Source organism: Achromobacter pestifer (genome assembly GCF_013267355.1).
In the GTDB taxonomy this organism is placed as follows: Bacteria; Pseudomonadota; Gammaproteobacteria; order Burkholderiales; family Burkholderiaceae_B; genus Achromobacter; species Achromobacter pestifer_A.
Genome location: NZ_CP053985.1, coordinates 4,790,526 through 4,809,506, shown reverse-complemented (window position 1 = coordinate 4,809,506; position 18,981 = coordinate 4,790,526). Strand labels below are relative to the sequence as shown.

General features: G+C 66.3%; 21 protein-coding genes. 11 read left to right on the top strand and 10 right to left on the bottom strand.

Annotated elements, in window-relative coordinates; all coding sequences use genetic code 11:
* Nucleotides 1-53: 53 nt before the first annotated feature.
* Complete coding sequence (locus FOC84_RS22855) at nucleotides 54-386, top strand: hypothetical protein (RefSeq protein ID WP_173146451.1); 333 nt, start codon at nucleotides 54-56, stop codon at nucleotides 384-386.
* Between the two features lie 140 nt (nucleotides 387-526).
* Here the strand turns inward: FOC84_RS22855 and FOC84_RS22850 are convergent, their stop codons facing one another.
* Nucleotides 527-991: a hypothetical protein gene (locus FOC84_RS22850; RefSeq protein WP_254241753.1), complete on the bottom strand. Its 465-nt coding sequence runs from the start codon at nucleotides 989-991 to the stop codon at nucleotides 527-529.
* A 396-nt stretch (nucleotides 992-1,387) separates the two neighbouring features.
* Here FOC84_RS22850 and mutS point away from each other — a divergent pair, with 396 nt between their 5' ends.
* The 3 genes from mutS to FOC84_RS22835 all read left to right on the top strand — a co-directional run bounded on the left by mutS (nucleotide 1,388) and on the right by FOC84_RS22835 (nucleotide 5,692).
* Nucleotides 1,388-4,057, top strand: coding sequence for a DNA mismatch repair protein MutS (gene mutS, locus FOC84_RS22845; RefSeq protein ID WP_254241751.1), 2,670 nt, complete (start codon nucleotides 1,388-1,390; stop codon nucleotides 4,055-4,057).
* On the top strand, nucleotides 4,054-5,247 hold the full coding sequence (locus FOC84_RS22840; RefSeq protein WP_173146450.1) for a cupin domain-containing protein: 1,194 nt from the start codon (nucleotides 4,054-4,056) through the stop codon (nucleotides 5,245-5,247). Before mutS ends, FOC84_RS22840 begins: the two co-directional genes overlap by 4 nt.
* 217 nt (nucleotides 5,248-5,464) lie before the next feature.
* Nucleotides 5,465-5,692 (top strand): endopeptidase, encoded by a 228-nt coding sequence (locus tag FOC84_RS22835; protein WP_173146449.1) that lies wholly within the window; start codon nucleotides 5,465-5,467, stop codon nucleotides 5,690-5,692.
* Nucleotides 5,693-5,914: 222 nt separating this feature from the next.
* On the opposite strand, the gene bamC is transcribed toward FOC84_RS22835, so the two are convergent.
* The 4 genes from bamC to FOC84_RS22815 form a co-directional block, all read right to left on the bottom strand.
* A complete protein-coding gene (bamC, locus tag FOC84_RS22830; protein WP_173146448.1) occupies nucleotides 5,915-7,039 on the bottom strand; it encodes an outer membrane protein assembly factor BamC in 1,125 nt (374 codons plus the stop codon).
* Nucleotides 7,040-7,056: 17 nt separating this feature from the next.
* Complete coding sequence (gene dapA, locus FOC84_RS22825; RefSeq protein WP_173146447.1) at nucleotides 7,057-7,962, bottom strand: 4-hydroxy-tetrahydrodipicolinate synthase; 906 nt, start codon at nucleotides 7,960-7,962, stop codon at nucleotides 7,057-7,059.
* An 87-nt stretch (nucleotides 7,963-8,049) separates the two neighbouring features.
* The gene (locus FOC84_RS22820) at nucleotides 8,050-8,697 is read right to left on the bottom strand and encodes a site-2 protease family protein (protein WP_173146446.1); all 648 of its coding nucleotides are present in this window, start codon (nucleotides 8,695-8,697) and stop codon (nucleotides 8,050-8,052) included.
* Nucleotides 8,698-8,766: 69 nt separating this feature from the next.
* Nucleotides 8,767-9,393 (bottom strand): L-threonylcarbamoyladenylate synthase, encoded by a 627-nt coding sequence (locus FOC84_RS22815; RefSeq protein ID WP_173146445.1) that lies wholly within the window; start codon nucleotides 9,391-9,393, stop codon nucleotides 8,767-8,769.
* A gap of 86 nt (nucleotides 9,394-9,479) precedes the next feature.
* Between FOC84_RS22815 and ypfJ the strand changes: the two genes are divergently transcribed.
* From ypfJ to FOC84_RS22800, 3 genes are all read left to right on the top strand, one after another.
* Nucleotides 9,480-10,334 carry a KPN_02809 family neutral zinc metallopeptidase gene (gene ypfJ / locus FOC84_RS22810; RefSeq protein ID WP_173146444.1) on the top strand — a complete coding sequence of 285 codons (855 nt, stop codon included), beginning with the start codon at nucleotides 9,480-9,482 and terminating at the stop codon, nucleotides 10,332-10,334.
* A 183-nt stretch (nucleotides 10,335-10,517) separates the two neighbouring features.
* The gene (locus tag FOC84_RS22805) at nucleotides 10,518-11,054 is read left to right on the top strand and encodes a hypothetical protein (RefSeq protein ID WP_173146443.1); all 537 of its coding nucleotides are present in this window, start codon (nucleotides 10,518-10,520) and stop codon (nucleotides 11,052-11,054) included.
* Nucleotides 11,051-11,815, top strand: coding sequence for a DUF1828 domain-containing protein (locus FOC84_RS22800; protein WP_173146442.1), 765 nt, complete (start codon nucleotides 11,051-11,053; stop codon nucleotides 11,813-11,815). Before FOC84_RS22805 ends, FOC84_RS22800 begins: the two co-directional genes overlap by 4 nt.
* 7 nt (nucleotides 11,816-11,822) lie before the next feature.
* Here FOC84_RS22800 and FOC84_RS22795 read toward each other — a convergent pair whose 3' ends face one another.
* Nucleotides 11,823-12,095: a hypothetical protein gene (locus FOC84_RS22795; RefSeq protein WP_054453716.1), complete on the bottom strand. Its 273-nt coding sequence runs from the start codon at nucleotides 12,093-12,095 to the stop codon at nucleotides 11,823-11,825.
* Between the two features lie 271 nt (nucleotides 12,096-12,366).
* Nucleotides 12,367-13,101, bottom strand: coding sequence for an ArsR/SmtB family transcription factor (locus FOC84_RS22790; protein ID WP_173146441.1), 735 nt, complete (start codon nucleotides 13,099-13,101; stop codon nucleotides 12,367-12,369).
* A gap of 85 nt (nucleotides 13,102-13,186) precedes the next feature.
* Between FOC84_RS22790 and FOC84_RS22785 the strand changes: the two genes are divergently transcribed.
* Entirely contained in the window at nucleotides 13,187-14,455 is a 1,269-nt protein-coding gene (locus FOC84_RS22785) for an MFS transporter (RefSeq protein ID WP_173146440.1), read from the top strand.
* On the opposite strand, the gene FOC84_RS22780 is transcribed toward FOC84_RS22785, so the two are convergent.
* The 3 genes from FOC84_RS22780 to FOC84_RS22770 all read right to left on the bottom strand — a co-directional run bounded on the left by FOC84_RS22780 (nucleotide 14,415) and on the right by FOC84_RS22770 (nucleotide 15,878).
* Nucleotides 14,415-15,047: an FMN-binding negative transcriptional regulator gene (locus tag FOC84_RS22780; protein WP_173150347.1), complete on the bottom strand. Its 633-nt coding sequence runs from the start codon at nucleotides 15,045-15,047 to the stop codon at nucleotides 14,415-14,417. The genes FOC84_RS22785 and FOC84_RS22780 overlap by 41 nt on opposite strands.
* 96 nt (nucleotides 15,048-15,143) lie before the next feature.
* Nucleotides 15,144-15,632, bottom strand: a complete 489-nt coding sequence (locus FOC84_RS22775; protein WP_173146439.1) for a GNAT family N-acetyltransferase — start codon at nucleotides 15,630-15,632, stop codon at nucleotides 15,144-15,146.
* 51 nt (nucleotides 15,633-15,683) lie between these two features.
* Nucleotides 15,684-15,878: a hypothetical protein gene (locus FOC84_RS22770; protein ID WP_173146438.1), complete on the bottom strand. Its 195-nt coding sequence runs from the start codon at nucleotides 15,876-15,878 to the stop codon at nucleotides 15,684-15,686.
* Nucleotides 15,879-16,147: 269 nt separating this feature from the next.
* Here FOC84_RS22770 and FOC84_RS22765 point away from each other — a divergent pair, with 269 nt between their 5' ends.
* The 3 genes from FOC84_RS22765 to FOC84_RS22755 all read left to right on the top strand — a co-directional run bounded on the left by FOC84_RS22765 (nucleotide 16,148) and on the right by FOC84_RS22755 (nucleotide 18,945).
* Complete coding sequence (locus tag FOC84_RS22765; RefSeq protein WP_173146437.1) at nucleotides 16,148-16,843, top strand: DUF3313 domain-containing protein; 696 nt, start codon at nucleotides 16,148-16,150, stop codon at nucleotides 16,841-16,843.
* Between the two features lie 187 nt (nucleotides 16,844-17,030).
* Nucleotides 17,031-17,198: a hypothetical protein gene (locus FOC84_RS22760; protein ID WP_173146436.1), complete on the top strand. Its 168-nt coding sequence runs from the start codon at nucleotides 17,031-17,033 to the stop codon at nucleotides 17,196-17,198.
* A gap of 103 nt (nucleotides 17,199-17,301) precedes the next feature.
* Nucleotides 17,302-18,945, top strand: a complete 1,644-nt coding sequence (locus tag FOC84_RS22755) for a hypothetical protein (RefSeq protein WP_173146435.1) — start codon at nucleotides 17,302-17,304, stop codon at nucleotides 18,943-18,945.
* Nucleotides 18,946-18,981: the final 36 nt, after the last annotated feature.

The window sequence follows — 18,981 nt, the reverse complement described above, 5'->3', positions numbered from 1 at the left end:
CCATGCGCCTCGCCAGCCGGCCTCCCATCGGACAACCCGCAAGAGAATTCCTGATGATGAACATGAAAGCCACCCTCATCCCCTTGCTCGCCCTGGCTCTGCTGTCCGGCCCTGTCTTCGGCGCCGAGAAAAAGCCCACGGAGGGCGACATTTCCCGGGCCATCGCCTATACGGACGTGATGCGCGCCTACGCCTACAGCAAGCAGGCCGCTGAGTTCAAGGCACGCTTCGACAAGATCGGCCCGGGCGCCGACGGCCTGGAAGCCATGACCAACGCGACCAACCTCATGAGCCTGGCAAACCAGGCCATGCGCGCGGCCTGCGCGCGCGAACCGCACTATGTGGAAAAAGGCATCGAGGCCTTCCGCTGCAGCAAGATCAAATAGCCGGTCCTGAACAAGCCGTTTGAACCGCCGTTGCGGAACTGACGGCGATTGCAATCGCCCTCTTTCGCAGGAACCTGCGACCAGGCCGCCCTGCACGCGGCCTGCGGCTTTCGACGAGATCGCCGCCCGTTTTCTTCAATTCAGCGGGCGCCTGCCGGATGGCGGGTATCGGCTTTGCTGTTTCTCCCCTTGCTGCTCGTCGTGTCGTAGCCACCGCTCAGGTTGGAACTACTTCGGGAGGTGGCGCCATCGCTGTAGCTCGTGTCGTAGCCACCGCTCAAGTTGGACGTGCTGCGCGAGTTCCGCCCGTCGCTGTAAGCCGTGTCGTAGCCGCCACTCAGGTTGGACGAGCTCCGCGAGGTGGTGCCGTCGCTGTAGCTCGTGTCCAAGCCACCGCTCAAGTTGGATGAGCTGCGCGACGTCCGCCCGTCGCTGTAAGTCGTGTCGTAGCCGCCGCTCAGGTTGGACGAACTCCGCGAGGTGGTGCCGTCGTCATAGGTGCAATCTTGCCCACCCGACAGATTGGACGAGCATCTTTCCGCCTGGGCGGTCGCGGCTGCGAACACGGCAAGCACGACGAAAGACAACATGGGTGCGATTTTCATTTTTTTCCCTAGGGCGTGGAGGCTGATGCCGTCATCGCCGCGTTGTTGTGCGGCGTGGCGATCACCATAGCGACTATTCCCGCAGGCAGATGCGTGTGTCTTGCGCAAAGCGATTTCAGCCGGTTTCGGGCCGATTCAGCCTGTTTCCTGGCCGAATTATCCGTGCACCCGCCCTGCCTACCGGCGTAGAAATTCAATTGTTTTTGTTCTCGCCAAGCGCCGGCGACCGAGGAGTCGGCATGGCCATGTTGATGCGACTTGGGCAGCAGAGACCTGCGCCGACACAGGGTACGAGGTCATCGAAAAGTTGGGCAATATCATGAACAAGCGAGGTCCGGACAAAACCAGCATCCGTCCCTCCCCGCAGCGGTTCACGCGCCCGATACAATCACGGGCATGAATTCCGCAACGCAAATCACCGCCGCCGACGCCCACCCGGGCCACACCCCCATGATGCAGCAATACCTCCGCCTGAAAGCGGAGGCGGGTCCCTTGCTGCTTTTCTACCGCATGGGGGACTTCTATGAAATGTTCTACGAAGACGCGGAGCGCGGCGCGCGTCTGCTCAATCTGACGCTGACCAAGCGCGGTTCGTCCAACGGCACGCCGATCCCGATGGCCGGGCTGCCGGTGCATGCCATGGAGCAATATCTGGCGCGGCTGGTCGCAATGGGCGAGTCCATCGCCATCTGCGAGCAGATCGGCGATCCGGCTGCCTCCAAGGGGCCCGTCGAGCGCCGCATCGTGCGCATCGTCACGCCGGGCACGCTGACGGACGACGCGCTGCTGCCGGCCAAGGCTGACCGCGCGCTGTCCGCCGTGTTCGTCGGCGGCCCGGCGCGCGCGCCGCGCGCCGGGCTGGCCTGGCTGAACCTGGCCAGCGGCGAATTCCGCGTGACCGAATGCGCGCCCGCGCAGCTGGAATCCGAACTGCACCGCATCGCGCCGGCCGAGATCGTCTGCGCCGACAATGCCGAATTCGATTTCCCGTTCGAAGGCGCGCGGGCCCGCGTGCCCGACTGGCACTTCGAAGCCGACAGCGCCCGCGCCCACCTGCTGGCGCACTTCAAGACCGACACGCTGGCCGGCTTCGATATCGAGGACATGCCGGCCGGCATCTGCGCCGCGGGCGCCCTGCTGCGCTACGCGGCGCGCACCCAGTCGCAGGCCCTGGCCCATGTACAGAGCCTGGCGGCCGAACGCCCCGGCCAGTACGTGCTGCTGGACCCGGTCACGCGCCGCAACCTGGAGCTGACCCAGACCTTGTCCGGCGAGGACTCGCCGACGCTGTTCTCGCTGCTGGACGACTGCCGCACGCCCATGGGCAGCCGCCTGCTGCGCCGCTGGCTGCACCATCCGCTGCGCGAGAACGAGCAGGCGCTGGCACGCCAGCAAGCCATCTCGGCGCTGCTGGCGGGCCGCATGGACATGGAACAGACCTTTGGCGCGGCCGGCTTCGGCTCGGCCGGCCTGCTGGAGTCGCTGCGCGGCGCGTTGAACGCCTTCCCGGACATCGAGCGCATCGCCGCTCGCCTGGCGCTGCGCTCGGTGCGTCCGCGCGAGCTGGCCAGCCTGCGCGACGCGCTGCAGGCTTTGCCTGCGCTGCGCGACCAGGTGGAGCCGATGGCGGACTCGCCGCGGCTGGGCGAACTGGTCTCGCACCTGTCGGTGGATCCGGCGCTGGCCGCGCTGCTGGTGCGCGCCATCGCCGCCGAACCCGCTGTTGCCATCCGCGACGGCGGCGTGCTGGCGGCGGGCTTTGACGCCGAACTCGACGAGCTGCGCGGCCTGGCAGCCGACGGCGGCGATTTCCTGGTGCAGCTGGAAGCGCGCGAGCGCGAACGCACCGGTATCAGCAACCTGCGCGTGGAGTTCAACCGCGTGCATGGCTTCTACATCGAAGTCACCAAGGGCCAGACCGCCAAGGTGCCGGAGGACTACCGCCGCCGCCAGACGCTGAAGAACGCCGAACGCTACATCACGCCCGAACTCAAGACCTGGGAAGACAAGGTGCTGTCCGCCCAGGACCGCTCGCTGGCCCGCGAAAAATGGCTGTTCGAACAATTGCTGGACGTACTGGCCGAACACGTGCGCCCGCTGTCGGATTGCGCCGCCGCGCTGGCCGAGCTGGACGCGCTGGCCGCCCTGGCCGAACACGCGCGCCGCCACGACTGGATCGCGCCCGAACTGTCCGAACAGGCCGACATCGACATCGAGGCCGGCCGCCACCCGGTGGTGGAACACGCCATCGAGCGCTTCACGCCCAATGGCTGCCGGCTGGAGCCGGCGCGCCGCATGCTGCTGATCACCGGTCCGAACATGGGCGGTAAGTCGACCTACATGCGGCAGGTGGCGCTGATCGTGCTGCTGGCGCGCATCGGCAGCTTCGTGCCCGCGTCGCGCGCCCGCATCGGCAAGATCGACCGCATCTTCACCCGCATCGGCGCGGCCGACGATCTGGCGGGCGGCCGCTCGACCTTCATGATGGAAATGACCGAGGCGGCCGCCATCCTGTCGGCCAGCACGCCCAACAGCCTGGTGCTGATGGACGAGATCGGCCGCGGCACGTCCACCTACGACGGCCTGGCGCTGGCCTGGGCCATCGCCTGCCGCCTGCTGGCGCACAACCGCGCGCTGACGCTGTTCGCCACCCACTATTTCGAGCTGACCCGCCTGCCGGCGGAACAGCCGGCCTCGGCCAACGTGCACCTGGCCGCGGCGGAATCGGCCGGCGGCATCGTGTTCCTGCACGAAGTGCGCGAAGGCCCGGCCAGCCGCAGCTACGGGATCCAGGTGGCGCAGCGCGCGGGCGTGCCCGCCGCCGTGATCCGCCAGGCCTCGCGCGAACTGGAACGCCTGGAGGCGCAAGGCGCCCCCACGCCGCAGCTCGGCCTGTTCGCAGCCGCGGCTGATGCCGACGCCCTAGCCTATGCCGAAGCCGACCGCTCCGACGACCTCGAGGCCCTGGACACCCTGCGCGAGGAACTCGCCGCCATCGATCCCGACAGTCTGACGCCGCGCGAAGCGCTGGACGCCCTCTACCGCCTGAAGAAGCACCTGCAATGAACCTCGACCATCCCTTGTCCCTGCTGGGCAACCAGAGCCCGAACGACTTCATGCGCCGCTACTGGCAGCGCAAGCCCCTCTTGATCCGCCAGGCCATCCCCGGTTTCAAGCCCCCGGTCACGATCGCCGCCATCAAGAAGCTGGCGCGCCGCGATGACGTGGAATCGCGCCTGATCTGGCGCGAGAACGGCGAATGGCAGATGGAGAACGGCCCGTTCGCGCGCCTGCCCAAGGACAACGAAGGCGACTGGACCCTGCTGGTGCAAAGCGTGGACCTGCACAGCGACGCCGCGTCCGAACTGATGCAGCTGTTCCGCTTCATCCCCGACGCGCGGCTGGACGACGTGATGATCAGCATCGCCAGCCATGGCGGCGGCGTGGGTCCGCACTTCGACAGCTACGACGTGTTCCTGCTGCAAGCTGCGGGCGAGCGCGAATGGCGCTATGGGCGCCAGAAGGACTTGTCGCTGGAACCGGACCTGCCGCTGAAGATCCTGAGCCGCTTCGAACCCGAACAGACCGCCGTGCTGGCCCCCGGCGACATGCTCTACCTGCCGCCCCAGGCCGCGCACGACGGCGTCGCCGTGGGCGACGGCTGCATGACCATCTCCATCGGCTTTCGCGCGCCCACGCAGGCGACGCTGGCGCGCGGGCTGCTCGAAGCGGCCGCGGACCAGGTCATGGCGCGCGTCGGCCTCCTGGGCGGTCCTTATGGCGAACCCGCCCTGCCCGGTCCGAAGCTGTCGGCCGTCTATCGCGACCCCGGCCAGCCCGCGGTCGACACGCCCGCCGCCCTGCCCGACGCGCTGGTGGCCGCCACGCTGGACACCGTGGAAAAGCTGCGCTTCGACGATGCGCTGGCCTCGCGCTTCCTGGGCTGCTGGCTGACCGAGCCCAGCAATCTCAGCGTGTTCGACGCGCCCGAAGGCCTGGACGTGGACCTGGAAGAAGACTGGCCGGCCGCGGGCCGGCTGGTGCTGGACCGCCGCAGCCGCATGCTCTATCGCGACAAGCAGCTCTTCATCAACGGTGAAACGGCCATGGTGCCCGCGGATGCGGCCCTGCGTACGCTGGCGGATGGGCGCAGCCTGGATTGTTCAGATCCGTCCTGCGCCCGCCTGACCGACGACGCGCGCTCTTGCCTGGCGGACTGGCTCGATTCCGGCTGGATCCGCTACGTCGCGCCGTAGCATCCCGATACGCCCCCGTATCAGTCCTGTACAGAAGGAAATCAGGTCTGATACGCGGGACACATCAAGAAAGACATAACACGAAGCTGAAAGGTTTGTTGCCGTTAGGATGCGACCTTTTTAACTTTCATACGCGTTGCGTCCGCGGGTTCCTGTAGCCTGACTTCTGGTTTCCCCTAATGGGGTTTCAAGAGTCGTCATCTACAGGAGTCTAAAAATGATGAGCAAAACCTTGATTATTGCTTCGGTGCTGGCCGTCGCGCTGAGCGCCTGCAACAAGAAGGAAGATGCCCCGGCGCCCGCGACCACCCCCGCTCCGGGCGCAAGCACGCCCGCCCCTTCCACGACGCCCCCGGCCACCTCGCCGGCTCCGGCGCCCACGCCCAACACCACGCCTGGCGGCGGTTCGACCACCCCGGGCGGCTCGACCACGCCCGCGTCCTAATAAAGACTCAGCGACGAACCCCCGCTCTGAGGACGCAAGAAAAAGCCCCGGCTGTTGCAGCCGGGGCTTTTTTGCGTCCAGGAGCGGGGTGATGAGCAAGACATGAACCGCACAGCCTCGCGGCTCGCAAGGCCCCGCGAACCCCGCATCCATGCAAAAAAAGAGGCCCCATCCGGGGCCTCTTTTGCGCAGGCCTGCGCCTGAGCGCAGGACCGGCCGGTCTTACATCTTGTCCTTCAGCACACTCAGCAGACGCTGGGCGGTGGCGCTGTTGTCGCGCGCGCCATTGGCGTCCAGCACCGTCACCGTGGTCTGGTCGCCGGTGGCGGCCAGGTGGATGCGGTACTGCGGCGCCTCGGCCTTCTTGTCGCCCGAGAACATGCGGCTGAAGAAGCCCGGCTGTTCGATCTTCTCGCCCGTGTCGGTATCGACGTAGCGGACGAAGTAGTCGCCAGCGGAGCGGTCCCGGTCGTCCACGGCGAAGCCGCCGCCGTCCAACGCCACGCCGACACGGCGCCATGCGCGGTCGTACGATTCGCTGACGATGAGCGAAGCGCCCTGCGCGCGCACATCCTGCTGCACCGCGGGCTTCTGCGGCGCGGCCTCGGCCTGCTGCACCAGCTTGCGGGCGTTGTCGACGTCGGAACCCAGGTAGACCATCATGCGGGCCAGCATGGCGGCGTTCAGGCCCGGATCTTCCTTGCCGTTCTGCCATTGCACCTGCATGCCGTCGCCGCCCACGCGCTTTTCAAGCATCTGGCGGTGGCTGACGTAGATCTCGGTGTGGCCGTTGACGCGTTCGACGCGCGTGCGGAATTTCTCGCGCTCGCCGCTATCCCAGGCCGATTCCAGAACCATGCCGAGCGCCTGGCGCAGCCAGCTTTCCGGAATCTTGGCGCGGTTTTCCGCCCAATCGGTTTCGATCAAGCCGGCGCCAGGATTGTTGCTGGCCACGGTGAAGCCGTTTTCGGTCCAGAAGTCGACCAGCCGCGGGAAGATATCTTCCGGCGGGCGGTCCACCACCAACCAGCGCAGGTCGCCGTCGCGCTCGACGCGCATGTCCTGGCGGCCGGGCAGCACGTTGCTGGTCTTGGGCTGGGTGGCCTGGGCCTGGCCCTGCTGCTGGAACTGCGAATAGGTAGTCGAGCCCGAAGCCGGCGCGCGATAACGCGGGTCGCTATTGGCCTGGGTCAGGTCGGGCGGGATGCTGAGCGGCTCTCCGCGCTGGGTGACTGCGCTCTTGTAATTGACGGACTCTTCATTGCCCAGGAATTGATTGACCTCGCTGCAACCGGCCAACAACACCAGAGACATCAATGCCGACAAACCGGCATGACGCTTGTTCATACGTATCCTCACGATATTTAGAGCAGGCCCGTTTCCTGGAGCGCGGCACGCACGGTCGCGTGGTGCTGCGATCCCAGTTCAACCAGCGGCAGCCGGTAACCCAGTGCGCTGCGGCCCATTTCGGCCAACGCCCACTTGACAGGGATGGGGTTGGCTTCAACGAACAAAGCCTTGTTCAGACGCGCCAGGTACGCATTAAGTTCACGTACCTTGGGCACATTGCCAGCCAGGGCGGCGGCACAGAGCTCGCGCATGAGCTTGGGCGCCACGTTGGCGGTTACGGAAATATTGCCGCGCGCGCCCAGCAGGATCAGGGCGGCGGCGGTGGGGTCATCGCCGCTGAAGACCTGGAAACTGGCCGGCGCTTCGCGCAGCAACAGGCCGCCGCGGGCGATGTCGCCCGTGGCGTCCTTGATGCCGATGATGCCCGGCACCTGCGCCAGGCGCAGGACCGTTTCGTTGCTCATGTCGGCAACGGTACGGCCCGGCACGTTGTACAGGATGGTGGGCAGATCGACGGCTTCCGCGATGGTGCGGAAGTGACGGTACAAACCTTCTTGCGAGGGTTTGTTGTAATAAGGAACGACCGACAGGCCGGCCTGCGCGCCCACGGCCTTGGCGTGGCGCGTCAGGTGGATGGCTTCGTCGGTGGAATTGGCGCCGACGCCGGCGATGACCGGAATGCGGCCCGCAGCGTGTTCGACGGCAACGCGGATCAGCTCCGCATGTTCTTCCATGGAGACCGTGGGCGACTCCCCGGTGGTACCGACCACCACCAGCGCGTCGGTGCCTTCCTGGATATGCCAGTCGATCAGCGACCGGTAGGCAGCGTAATCCAGGCTGCCGTCGGGCTGCATCGGGGTGACCAGGGCCACCATGCTGCCTTGGAAATTAACGCCTGCGGCGATTGCAGGGGATGCCATAAATGTAGGGCTCCAAAACCCCGCGGCGGGATGCCCCAGGGCCAGAATCAAAGAAACCGTTAAGTTTAACGGATATTGGCTGAAATCCTACAGAAACCACTGGACGATGGTCGTCCCCAGGGAGAGTACCGGCCGCATCAAGAGCCAGAGCACATCCGTCACCAAGAGGATGACGACGATCACCAGGCCGTACGGCTCGATTTTCGAGTATTGCCAGGCCAGGCGGTTGGGCAGCAGGCTGAAGAGGATGCGTCCCCCGTCCAGCGGCAGGATGGGCAGCAGATTCAGGGCCATGAGCACCAGATTGACGTTCACGCCGGCCACGGCCATTTCGAACCAGAACGATTCCTGCAGGCCGGACTCCAGGAAGATGCGCAGCGAAAACGCCCACATGACCGCCATGAGCAGGTTGGCGGCGGGACCTGCCAGCGCCACCCACAGCATGTCCTGCTTGGGACGCCGCAAGCGGCTGAAATCCACTGGCACGGGCTTGGCCCAGCCGAACAGCATGCCCGGGCTGCCCAGCAGCTTGGAGGCCAGCAGGATCGCCACCGGCACCAGCAGCGTGCCGATCGGATCGATATGCCGCGCAGGATTCAGACTGATACGCCCGGCCTGATAGGCCGTGGGATCCCCGAACATGCGCGCGACAAAGCCGTGCGCGGCTTCGTGCAGGGTGATGGCGAAGATGACCGGTATCGCGTAGACCGCAATGGTTTGGATGATGTCATTCATGGCGAACCGGATTGTAGATGAGCCGCGCGCCGGCGCAGGCCGGCGAGCGGGTCGGCGCGGCGGGCGCGCTCAGGCAAGACCGAGGGTGGCAGGATCGCCGCGTCCGACACGCACCACCACCGGCTCTTCGCTGGTGAGGTCGATCACGGTGGTGGGCGATTGCGGGCAGGCGCCCGCATCGATGATCGCCGCCAAGTCGTGGTCGTAGCGTTCGCGGATTTCTTCCGCGTCGTTCAACGCGTCGGTCGCGTCCTTGGGGATGAGCGTGGTGGACAGCAGGGGCGCCCCCACCTGCTCCAGCAGGCCCAGCATGACCGGATGATCCGGCACGCGGATGCCTATGGTCTTGCGCGATGGATGTGACACGCGGCGCGGCACTTCCTTGGTGGCTTCGAGGATGAAGGTCCAGGGCCCCGGCGTCGCGGCCTTCAGCAGGCGGTACTGGCGGTTGTCGACGCGCGCGAAGTGGCCGATTTCGGCCAGGTCGCGGCACAGCAGCGTGAGATGATGGCGTTCGTCCAGGCCCCGCAGGCGGCGCAGCCCGTCGGCGGCGTTCTTGTCGTCCAGCCGCGCGACCACGGCATAGCTCGAATCGGTGGGTACCGCGACCAATCCCCCGTCGGCAAGCCATTGGGCCGCCTGCTTGAGCAGGCGCGGTTGCGGATTCGCGGGATGGATGGAGAAATACAGGGCCATGGGTTTATCCTAACACTCTTGAAGGCCGCTCAGTAAAGCGCGGCGATGCAAAATGGCGGGAACGCGGACCCGCCCGGAGAAACAGTATGCGCCTTGATGACTCGCGCGAAAGCGACAATGTGGAAGACCGCCGTTCCAGCGGTCCACGTATCGGCGGCCGCGGCACCATCGGCATAGGCACGATCGTGCTTGCCCTGGTCGCCATGTATTTCGGCGTGGACCCCAGCGTGGTCCTGCAGATGGCCGAAGGCCCGCCCGTGCAACAGCAAGAGGGACCGGCCACGCGTCCACCCGCCAACGATAAGCAGGCCATCTTCGTCTCGAAGGTGCTGGGCGAGACCGAAGACACCTGGAGCGCCATCTTCCAGAAGGACCTGAACCGCCAATATGTGGCGCCCAAGCTGGTGCTGTTCCGCGGCGCCACGCCGACGGCCTGCGGCACCGGGCAGTCGGCCATGGGCCCGTTCTACTGTCCGGGCGACAGCAAGGTGTACATCGACCTGGCCTTCTTCGACGAACTGCAGAACCGCTTCAAGGCGCCCGGCGATTTTGCCCAGGCCTATGTGATCGCCCATGAGGTCGGACATCATGTCCAGCACCTGCTCGGCATCTCGGACCAGGTCGACAATCTACGCCGCCGCAATCCGTCCCAGGCCAATGCCTTGTCGGTGCGCATGGAACTGCAGGCCGATTGTTTTGCGGGCTTGTGGGCGCAACGCGCCAACGCGGCGCGCAACATTCTCGAAAGCGGCGACGTGGAAGAGGCGCTGGGCGCCGCCACCGCGATCGGCGACGACCGCCTGCAAAAGCAAAGTCAGGGCTATGCGGTGCCCGATTCCTTCACCCACGGCTCGTCGGCCCAGCGCGTGCGCTGGTTCAAGCGCGGGCTGGAGAGCGGCAGCATCAAGCAATGCGACACATTCGGCGCCACTTCGCTGTAGGCGCGTGACCGCCCGACGCCGCGCCGCCCTTTTTGCTGTACATCCATACAGCAAAAAGGGCGGCACAGTCTTCATCTTGTAAGATGACGCCCCCTCGCAGTGTTGCGCGCGCGCCCGCCGCCACGCAGCGCATGCCAGGCGCGCTGTCCGGCACGCGCATTTCCAAGACCCTAGATCAGTTCCATGGCCAACAAGTTCGAACCGTTAATCACCGTTGATGAGGTGCAAGAGATCCTTGCCGAACCCAAGGAAACCGTAAAACCGATCGCCTGGGTACCGAAGCCCGCCGCCAGCAATCTCCAATGGCTGGAATTCGCCTGTGCCTGCCGGGTCAAGGGCGATGTGCGCGAAGACGTGATCTTTCGCGCGACCTATCGCGGCGCCCGCACCACCGTGCATGGCCAGGCCACCATATTCCTGGCCGAGGCGTTCTGCGCCAGCCTCTTCGTGGGCCCGCACCGCGTGTTCGGCGTGGACACCGACGACTCCTTCCATACCAGCCTGGTGGGCGAAGGCCGGCCGCAGTACCGCAAGCCGCTTGCGGACCGCAGCCATGAACACATCTGGGTGGACGACGGCGAAGGCTATGCCGAACCCATCGTGCCGGCCCTGCAGAATATCGGCGCGCTGATGCAGTACTTCCTGCCGCGGGCGAACCTGACGCTGGCCGGCGGTTTTGCGCATCCCCTCAAAGGCCGCCAAATCGAACTGATCCTATGAGCAATTTTCTGGAAGCCTCCGGCTGGACTGTCCTGCCGGCGGGCGAACACGCCATCCGCGCCGTATCGCCCATGACACTGGGCCTGGACGGACAGCACGCGGCATTCTTCATCGCGCATCCCGACGAATCCACGTTCTATCTGACCGACGCCTGTGAGACCGCGATGCACGCGTCCAGCTACGGCATCGACCTGGCGGCAAAGCGCATCGACATCCTGAACGAAACGCCGGGCGTCAGCCTGGCTCACTTTGACCGCGACGGCGCGATCGTCGCGTCCGGCCCCAACGAACAGTTGCAGGAAGCGCTGTGGGACGCGGTCAAGCTGGCGATGGCGCTGTCGTTCCAATGCGCCAAGTGGATGCCCAAGTTCAGCCAGCTGCGATTCCGCGCGCAGGTCGGACGGGCGCTGACGGCGGGAGTGGGTGTGAATCGCATGGTCAAGGGCGCGCGCGCCAAGGGCAGCAGCGGCCACATGGCGGACTTCGCGTTCGCGGTGCGCGCCGCCAGCAGCACCGCGCTGACCTACATCGAGCCGATCGCCCTGAAGGCCGGCAAGAAAATGGATTGGACGCAGGTCTACCAGACCCACGGCAAAATGTCGGACGTGAAAATGGCGGACGCGCGCAACTCGCGCATGGTCATCCTGGAGGACGGCGCCTCGGCCGAGGAGTTCAAGAAGGCCGTGACCATTCTGGAACAGTCGGCGACCGTGCAAACGCTCGCCAAAACGCGGGATTGGCGGGAAGTCTTCTCTGGCTAGGACGGCGTCAGGCTGGCAGGTTGGTCAGGCCGTCGACGATCTCGCGGCCGTGCAGGATGGCTGCATGCACCGCTTCGCGCGGACTGTAGACAAAACCGCCCTCGGCAAAGCGAGGAACCGGATATTCGTCGCCGCCTTCGAGCACGGCGCCTGCCTGGACCACCATCACCGACGCTATGAATACGGGGCCGCTGGATTGCGCCTGAACCTCGGCGTCTGCGCCCCGGGACACTTTGGCCGTCAGCCGGTATCCCTTGTAGATCAAGTTGTTCTGATGCACTTCGGATGCCCTCTTTCTGCGATCCAGCATACCCCGCCTGTCCATGACAGTTCGGATATGTTTTGTAACGAAGGCAGAAAATAGAAACACTGTTGCATCGCAAGAATTGTGTCCCCATTTTTTGGGGACACTGCGCGCGACACATGCGGGCGCCGCATGACCAGGGTTGACGCGGCTTGCGGCCCAATGCGGGGCGCCATCGCGACCCGTCCTTGCATTGCTTCACGGGGATTTCCCTAGATCTGTTGCATATGCACACCTTATTGCGGGTTCAAGCGGCGACATGCCGGTCTCGCTGCGCGCCCGCGGCGGGCTGGTCATCGGCCGGGCCGAAAAAAGCGGGAAACTGCTTTTGGCCCTTTTTCGTGACGCTCAGCGCGCGCGAATCCAGGTCCTTGCTGATCCAGCCGCGGCCCGTGAGCGCATCCAGCAAGGCCGCGCCCAAGGCGCCGCCCAAGTGCGAGCGGCGTTCGCTCCAGTCCAGGCAGGAGCATGCAAAGCGCCGCCGGCGCTGGCGCGCTTGGGCCACGTCCACGCCGATCTGCGCCAGGGCGGCCTCGCCCAAGGGCGTCAGCACATAGTCGCGTCCGTCCGCCGCCAGCCACTTGCGCGACAGCATGGCGTCATGGATGCGCACGGCCAGCGTGCCCGCCATGTGGTCGTAGCAGGTACGCGCTTCGCGCAGCGCCGACGGCGTGTTGGGCTTGAACGGCACGCGCTCCGCCCCGGCCACCACCAGCAAAGCTTCGAGCGCATGTGCGACCTCGGCATTGGCCAGGCGGTAGTAGCGGTGCTTGCCCTGCACGGCCATTTCCACCAGGCCCTGCTCCCGCAGGCGCTGGAAATGGCTGCTGGCCGTAGAAGCGCCGATATCGGCGGCGGCGGCCAGTTCGGTCGCCGTGCGGGCGCGGCCGTCCAGCAGCACGCACAGCATGCGCGCCCGCGCCGGATCGGCGATGGCGCCCGCCACGGCGGAGAGATTGATGTCGGCGAACTCGGATTCCATGATTCGGCCCCGATCAAAGTGTTGTGTGCGGACTCAAGCATACTGCGACTCAACACCACAAGACAGCCGGCTTGCCCGGACACCCATGCGCACACCCCGGAAATTCTTCGGCTGGACAGTCCTTTACGCCACCTTCGCGCTGGCGGTCTTCGGCTGGGGCGTCGGCTTCTACGGCCCGCCCGTGTTCCTGCACGCGGTGGCGCAGCGCACCGGCTGGGGCGTGGCGCTGGTATCCGGCGCCGTCACCCTGCACTTTCTTTGCGGCACCTTGGTGGTCGCCAACCTGCCGCGCCTGTACCGGCGCTGCGGCGTGCCCGCCGTCACCTTGGGCGGCGCCGTGCTGCTTGCGCTCGGCGTGGGCGGCTGGGCCACGGCCGCGCAGCCCTGGCAGTTGTACGCCGCCGCCCTGTTCTCGGGCATGGGCTGGGTGACGCTGGGAGCCGCCGCCGTCAACGCGCTGATCTCCCCCTGGTTCGTGCAGCGCCGGCCCGCCGCGCTGGGCATGGCCTACAACGGCGCCAGCGTCGGCGGCATCGTGTTTTCGCCCTTGTGGGTCTACCTGATCAGCCAGGCGGGATTTGCCCAGGCCGCCCTGTGGGTGGGCCTGGCGATGGTGGCGGCGATCGCCGTGCTGTCGCGCAAGGTGTTCGCCGTCACGCCGCAGCAGCTCGGCCAGGAGCCGGATGGCATATCCACGGCGGCTCAGGCGCCTGCCCCTGCAACACGCGTCGCGTCGCCAGCGCCGGTGGCTAACCTGTGGCGCGACCGGGCCTTCCTCACTTTGGCCGCGGGCATGGCGCTGGGCCTGTTCGCCCAGATCGGCCTGATCGCGCATCTGCTGTCGATGCTGGCGCCGTTGCTGGGCGCGCAGACCGCCGGCCTGGCCATGGGGCTGGCCACGGCCGCGGCCATCGGCGGACGCACGCTGGTCGGTTGGCTGATGCCTGCCAGCGTCGACCGGCGCAAAGTGGCCTGCCTGGCCTACGCCATCCAGATCGCCGGCTCGCTGGTGCTGATGCTGGCCGCCGAGCACGCCTGGGCCATCTGGCTGGGCGTACTGCTGTTCGGCTCGGGCATAGGGAACGCAACCTCGCTGCCGCCGCTGATCGCACAGACCGAGTTCGCCCGCGCAGACACGCAACGCGTGGTGCCGCTGATCGTCGCCATATCGCAAGGCGCCTATGCCTTCGCGCCCGCCTTGTTCGGCATGCTGCGGGCGTGGTCGGAACAGGCCGGGCAGCCGCTGCTCTGGTTCCTGGCCGCGGCGGCCAGCTTGCAGGCCGCCGCCATCGCCTGTTTTGCGCTGGGGCGGATTACTCGAGTCCGCCGCGGCGGGCAACCAGCCCGGCCATGACGGCATCGCCGTTTTCGGCCGCCAGGCCTTCGGCCACGCCGCGCCTGTCGGCTAGCGTGCGGTTCTGGCTGACTTTCCATTTGCCCTCGATGCGCGCAATGGGAATCTCCACGCCGACGATGGCGCGCATCTGGGCCGCGATGAAATCCGCCGGCGCGTCGGCCACGCGCCAGGGCCGCGCGCGCGCCCTTTCCTGGCTGTCGGTCAGCGCATCCAGCTGAGCCCGCAACCAGGCCGGATCGTCCTGGATCACCGGCGTGCCCCAGGCGTGCACGGCGACGAAGTTCCAGGTAGGCACGACCTTGTGCGTCTCGGCCTTGGTCGGGTACCACGACGGCGTGACGTAGGCCTGCGGTCCATGGAAAACGACCAGGCATTCGCGGCCCGCCGCCAGGTCGGCAAGCTGCGGATTGGCGCGGGCCACGTGCAGGCGCAATACGCCATGCGGCCCTTCGGGATACAGCAGACAGGGAATGTGGTTCGCCATCAGCCCGCCCTCCCCGCTGGTGGTGAGCACACCCAGGGGATGGGCGCGGATGAATTCGTGCTGGACTTCGAGCGAGTCTTCGCGAAAGGCGGACGGCAGGTACATGGCGGGTTCGGCGGTAGCGGCTGAAAGCCACAACATACTGCCTTCGTGGCTCCATTTCCAGGACCAGCTCAGGTTCTTTTCATGGAGCCAGACATGTCACGCTGGCAGCGGCTTTTCCAGCAGGATGGTGGTAAAGCCGCTATCCCATTCTTCGTCGGGATAGGTATCGGTCTCGGCGTAGCCGTGCTTGCCGTAGAACTGGCGGCTGCGCGTATTGAAGGAGTCCGTCTCCAGCCGCGCGCGTGCGAATCCCGCAGCGCGGATGGCCGCTTCCATCCAGGCCAGCAAGGCGCCGCCAACGCCCTGGCCTTGCCTTGCGGGATGCACGTGCAAAGCCCAGATAAAGTCGTTCTCCCAATCCGCCATGCCTGCCTGCACGCCGTCGATGTCGCAGACCATGAAGAGGTTCCCCCTGGTGCGCACGTACTGGCCAGTCTTGCCGCTGGCGCGGAACTGCCGGTCCCGTTGCGCCGTCATTTCCGGCATCCACGTGCTCTCGTAGGTGCGCATCAACAGGTCTTCCAGCAAGCCGGCATCCTCAGGCCCGGCCGGCCTGATCATGAATTTCTGTTGTTGGTCGGTCATGCGCGGCAGTGTAGCAATGCCCGCCAAGGTCACGGATGAGGATGCGCGCGGCTATCGTCGCACGCGCTCGTATGCCTGGTTCATGCGTTCCCGCGCCTCGGTTTCATTGGCGTAGGCGCGATCGTAGGTGTCCAGGCAACCCTGCGTGGGGTTCGGCCATTTGATCACGGCGATCGCGGCGGTGAGCTCGTCGCGGGCCCGCTGCCAATCCTTGACGGCGGCATACCATTGCTTGGCGGTGTCCATAGTCGTCTCCCTATGTTCACTCGTCCATCGTAGCTCCGCGTCGGCGTTGCGCGGCAGCTATTACGGCTTACTCGAGACGCAAATTCCCGCCGCCGCGGGATTTCATTCCAGTTTTCCCAAAATGGAATTCTGCTTTGCGGCGGAACCGTTTTTCCATCCCGCCCGCGGCGGGAAGAGCGGCGCGAAAAAGAGCAATAATTGGGCCGCCCCGGCGCGCTCGCGGCCTTTCCGTCCGCCGCGCCGAGCGCCATTTTCAGGAAGAGAAGAATATGAAGATCCGTCTCGCTCTGGCCGCCTGCTGTGCGGTGATCGGCCTTGCCGGCTGCACCAACCTGCCCAAGCCGCAGAACTACTCCACTTCCCTGGGCGAAAAACAAAGCCGGCTCAAGCAGGATCCCGACTGGAGCGCCGGCATGGTCTGGGTGCGCCCCGGTCCGCCCATCGCCAGCCAATACCAGAAGAAACTCATCCTGGAGCCGGTGCAATACATCCAGGGCGACCGGCCCGACGAGCTGGACATGAAGCAAGACAGCGCCATGCGCGAGCGCGTACTGGCCTACCTGAACGAAGCGATCCGGCGCGAGTTCGAACAAGCCGGTTATCAATTGTTGACCCAGCCCGCGCCGCATGCGCTGCGCCTGAGCGCCGCCATCACCGGCACCTTCCGCAACGATCGCGACCCCAGGATGATGGAGTACATCCCCATCGGCTTCGTCATCGGCCAGACCGTCAAGGCCGCGGGCTACCGCGACCAGTCCGCGCGCCTGCTGCTCGAAGCGGCCCTGCGCGACGCCAATACCAACGAACTGCTCATCACCTCGCTGGGCACCGTCACGGGCGGCAATCTGCCCGTGGACCGCAAACCCACCGCGGACGACGTGCGCAGCGCCATCGACGATTGGGCGCGCCACGCGCGCGAACAGTTCGACCGCATCTGGCTGGAAGACAGGCCGGAAGCCGGTTAGAACCGACGGCTGCCCTATCAGTGTTGACAGGCCCTGATCCATCAGGGCGGAACATAACTGGCCAGCAAGGGTCGAATCCATCGCGTTTTCACCTGAAAATCACGATGTGATGAATATTGACGTCAACCCTCACTTACCCAGCGCCACGGCTAATGCTACTGTTCCGCCTGTGCAAGGAGTACATGCAATGGATCAGAAAACCAAGCCCTGGGCTTTTCCCAAGCCGCATCCGGAAAATACCCCCCGGGGCGAACGCAACAAACAGGAGTTCGACGCTCCTGCCCAAGACCCGAAGTCCGCGCCCAAGCCGCGCGCAAAGAAGGAGACGCCGGCCACCAGCCGGGCTCGCACATGAGTCCGGCGGGGCGACCCGGGCCGCTCCTCGAATAAGCTCGTCCCACCTGCCCATGGCCCAGCGCCCGCATTCGTGACCGACGGCGCGCATCGCGGAAACCAGGATGGCCATGATCGCCGATCCGCCGCTGCGAGGCAGCGGCAAGATTACCGGAGTGTTCTTCGACCCAGCGGGGGAAATCGCGGCCGTGGCTTCCGAGTTTCCCCTGCTCGCGAACCCGCGCGCCCGCGCGGCGTATGGCGGCCAGACGCTGCGCTACCGCGTGGCCCTGTACCGCCGTGGCAGCCCCATCCCGTTCGCGGCTTGCGACGAGCTGCGCCATCCCATCAATGACGTCGCCTTCCATCCGGCCCAATCCGTGGTCGCGATCGGCGCCGGCAGCTATGACGGCGGCTACCTGTTCGAAGGCGACTTGCTGGTCTGGGACTGGCGCAGCGGGCTCTCCCGCCGGCTCTTCCACAACACTCCCGAAGTCGCGCGCTGCGCCTTCGACCCGGCGGGCGACGGGATCGAGGCCTGGGTGCGACCGTGGGATGAAGAATGGGCGGGCCTGCCCGACGAGCCGCCCGACGCCGCCTTCAGTACGCTGTTCGTCGTGTGCGCGCCCTACGGCGCGGCGACCTGGTCCGATGCCGGACCGCGCGAACTGGAACTGTCGAGCGACGCCATCGCGCCGGATGGAGATCGGCCCGCGCCGGCGCCTGAAGCCCGCCTCGCGCAATGGCTGGGACTGCCGCAACTGGCGAACCGCCCAGCCATCCACGATCTTGCGTGGCTGGACGCCAAGCGCATCGCGGTGGCGCACGGCGGCTGCCTGCTCGAAATCCATGACATCGAAGACGGCCTGGCCGCTACATACGCCGGCGCCGGCCATGGCGTCGAGATCATCCGGGCTGCAGGCATCCATGTACATGCCGTGGAACCCTCGAAGCGACCCGACGCGATGTGGCGCCAGGATGCCAGGCTGTATACGCTGACGGACGAAGGGCTGGACCTCGTTGGCGAGTACGACGGCGAATACACGTTCTCGGCCTCGTCGCCAGGCGTATTGCTGGGCCGCAGGAACCGCGTCCCAGCGGCCAAGAATGCGCGAGACCTGCTGCGCGACCTGAACTCGGGCGCCGAACAGCGCATCGACCTGGGCCACTACGACTGCTTCAATCACTACCTCCGCATCAGCGGCGCGCCGTCGCTGTTCTGCGTGCAGGGCACGCCTGCAAGCTCGCACGAAGCCAAGCGCCTATGCATCGTCATGCCCGACGGCCAGGCCAAATCGCTATGGCCGGTGCTCAAGGCCAACGACAAACCCGACAGCCACGCCATGGAGCTTGCCGGCTGCCACGTCGAAGACGCGCAAGGCGCGGGCCTGGTCATCAGCGGGCGGCACTACTCTCCCGCCGTCAACGTCGCCTGCGCCGGCTTCATCTACCGCAAGCCGCTGGACCGCGACCGCGAACTCTGGCGGCATTCCACCACCGCCTCGGCCAGCGCGGTCGTCTTCATGCCCGGCCCCGGGCTGATCGCCGCCGCGTTCCTGGACGGCGGCCTGCTGTTGCTGGATGCCGCCTCGGGCGAAGTCCGCTTGCGCGCCAGGATGCGGCTGGACGGTCTGCCGACGCTGGTCTTTGCCTTGGATGCGCATGAGGACAAACTGGCCTTGGGAACGGCCGACGGCAGGATAGCGGTGGCCACCGCAGGCGAGCTGCTGGCGCGCGGCGCGGCGCCCGGCTGGGTGGAAATCGGCTAAGCGTAATCCCCTAGGCCCGCCGCGCAAGACACCCGC

Bases quoted from the DNA above. Each gene is read 5' to 3' on its own strand.
- FOC84_RS22855 (WP_173146451.1), top strand. From the start codon at position 54: ATGATGAACATGAAAGCCACCCTCATCCCCTTGCTCGCCCTGGCTCTG.
- FOC84_RS22850 (WP_254241753.1), bottom strand. From the start codon at position 991: ATGAAAATCGCACCCATGTTGTCTTTCGTCGTGCTTGCCGTGTTCGCA.
- mutS (WP_254241751.1), top strand. From the start codon at position 1,388: ATGAATTCCGCAACGCAAATCACCGCCGCCGACGCCCACCCGGGCCAC.
- FOC84_RS22840 (WP_173146450.1), top strand. From the start codon at position 4,054: ATGAACCTCGACCATCCCTTGTCCCTGCTGGGCAACCAGAGCCCGAAC.
- FOC84_RS22835 (WP_173146449.1), top strand. From the start codon at position 5,465: ATGATGAGCAAAACCTTGATTATTGCTTCGGTGCTGGCCGTCGCGCTG.
- bamC (WP_173146448.1), bottom strand. From the start codon at position 7,039: ATGAACAAGCGTCATGCCGGTTTGTCGGCATTGATGTCTCTGGTGTTG.
- dapA (WP_173146447.1), bottom strand. From the start codon at position 7,962: ATGGCATCCCCTGCAATCGCCGCAGGCGTTAATTTCCAAGGCAGCATG.
- FOC84_RS22820 (WP_173146446.1), bottom strand. From the start codon at position 8,697: ATGAATGACATCATCCAAACCATTGCGGTCTACGCGATACCGGTCATC.
- FOC84_RS22815 (WP_173146445.1), bottom strand. From the start codon at position 9,393: ATGGCCCTGTATTTCTCCATCCATCCCGCGAATCCGCAACCGCGCCTG.
- ypfJ (WP_173146444.1), top strand. From the start codon at position 9,480: ATGCGCCTTGATGACTCGCGCGAAAGCGACAATGTGGAAGACCGCCGT.
- FOC84_RS22805 (WP_173146443.1), top strand. From the start codon at position 10,518: ATGGCCAACAAGTTCGAACCGTTAATCACCGTTGATGAGGTGCAAGAG.
- FOC84_RS22800 (WP_173146442.1), top strand. From the start codon at position 11,051: ATGAGCAATTTTCTGGAAGCCTCCGGCTGGACTGTCCTGCCGGCGGGC.
- FOC84_RS22790 (WP_173146441.1), bottom strand. From the start codon at position 13,101: ATGGAATCCGAGTTCGCCGACATCAATCTCTCCGCCGTGGCGGGCGCC.
- FOC84_RS22785 (WP_173146440.1), top strand. From the start codon at position 13,187: ATGCGCACACCCCGGAAATTCTTCGGCTGGACAGTCCTTTACGCCACC.
- FOC84_RS22780 (WP_173150347.1), bottom strand. From the start codon at position 15,047: ATGTACCTGCCGTCCGCCTTTCGCGAAGACTCGCTCGAAGTCCAGCAC.
- FOC84_RS22775 (WP_173146439.1), bottom strand. From the start codon at position 15,632: ATGACCGACCAACAACAGAAATTCATGATCAGGCCGGCCGGGCCTGAG.
- FOC84_RS22770 (WP_173146438.1), bottom strand. From the start codon at position 15,878: ATGGACACCGCCAAGCAATGGTATGCCGCCGTCAAGGATTGGCAGCGG.
- FOC84_RS22765 (WP_173146437.1), top strand. From the start codon at position 16,148: ATGAAGATCCGTCTCGCTCTGGCCGCCTGCTGTGCGGTGATCGGCCTT.
- FOC84_RS22760 (WP_173146436.1), top strand. From the start codon at position 17,031: ATGGATCAGAAAACCAAGCCCTGGGCTTTTCCCAAGCCGCATCCGGAA.
- FOC84_RS22755 (WP_173146435.1), top strand. From the start codon at position 17,302: ATGGCCATGATCGCCGATCCGCCGCTGCGAGGCAGCGGCAAGATTACC.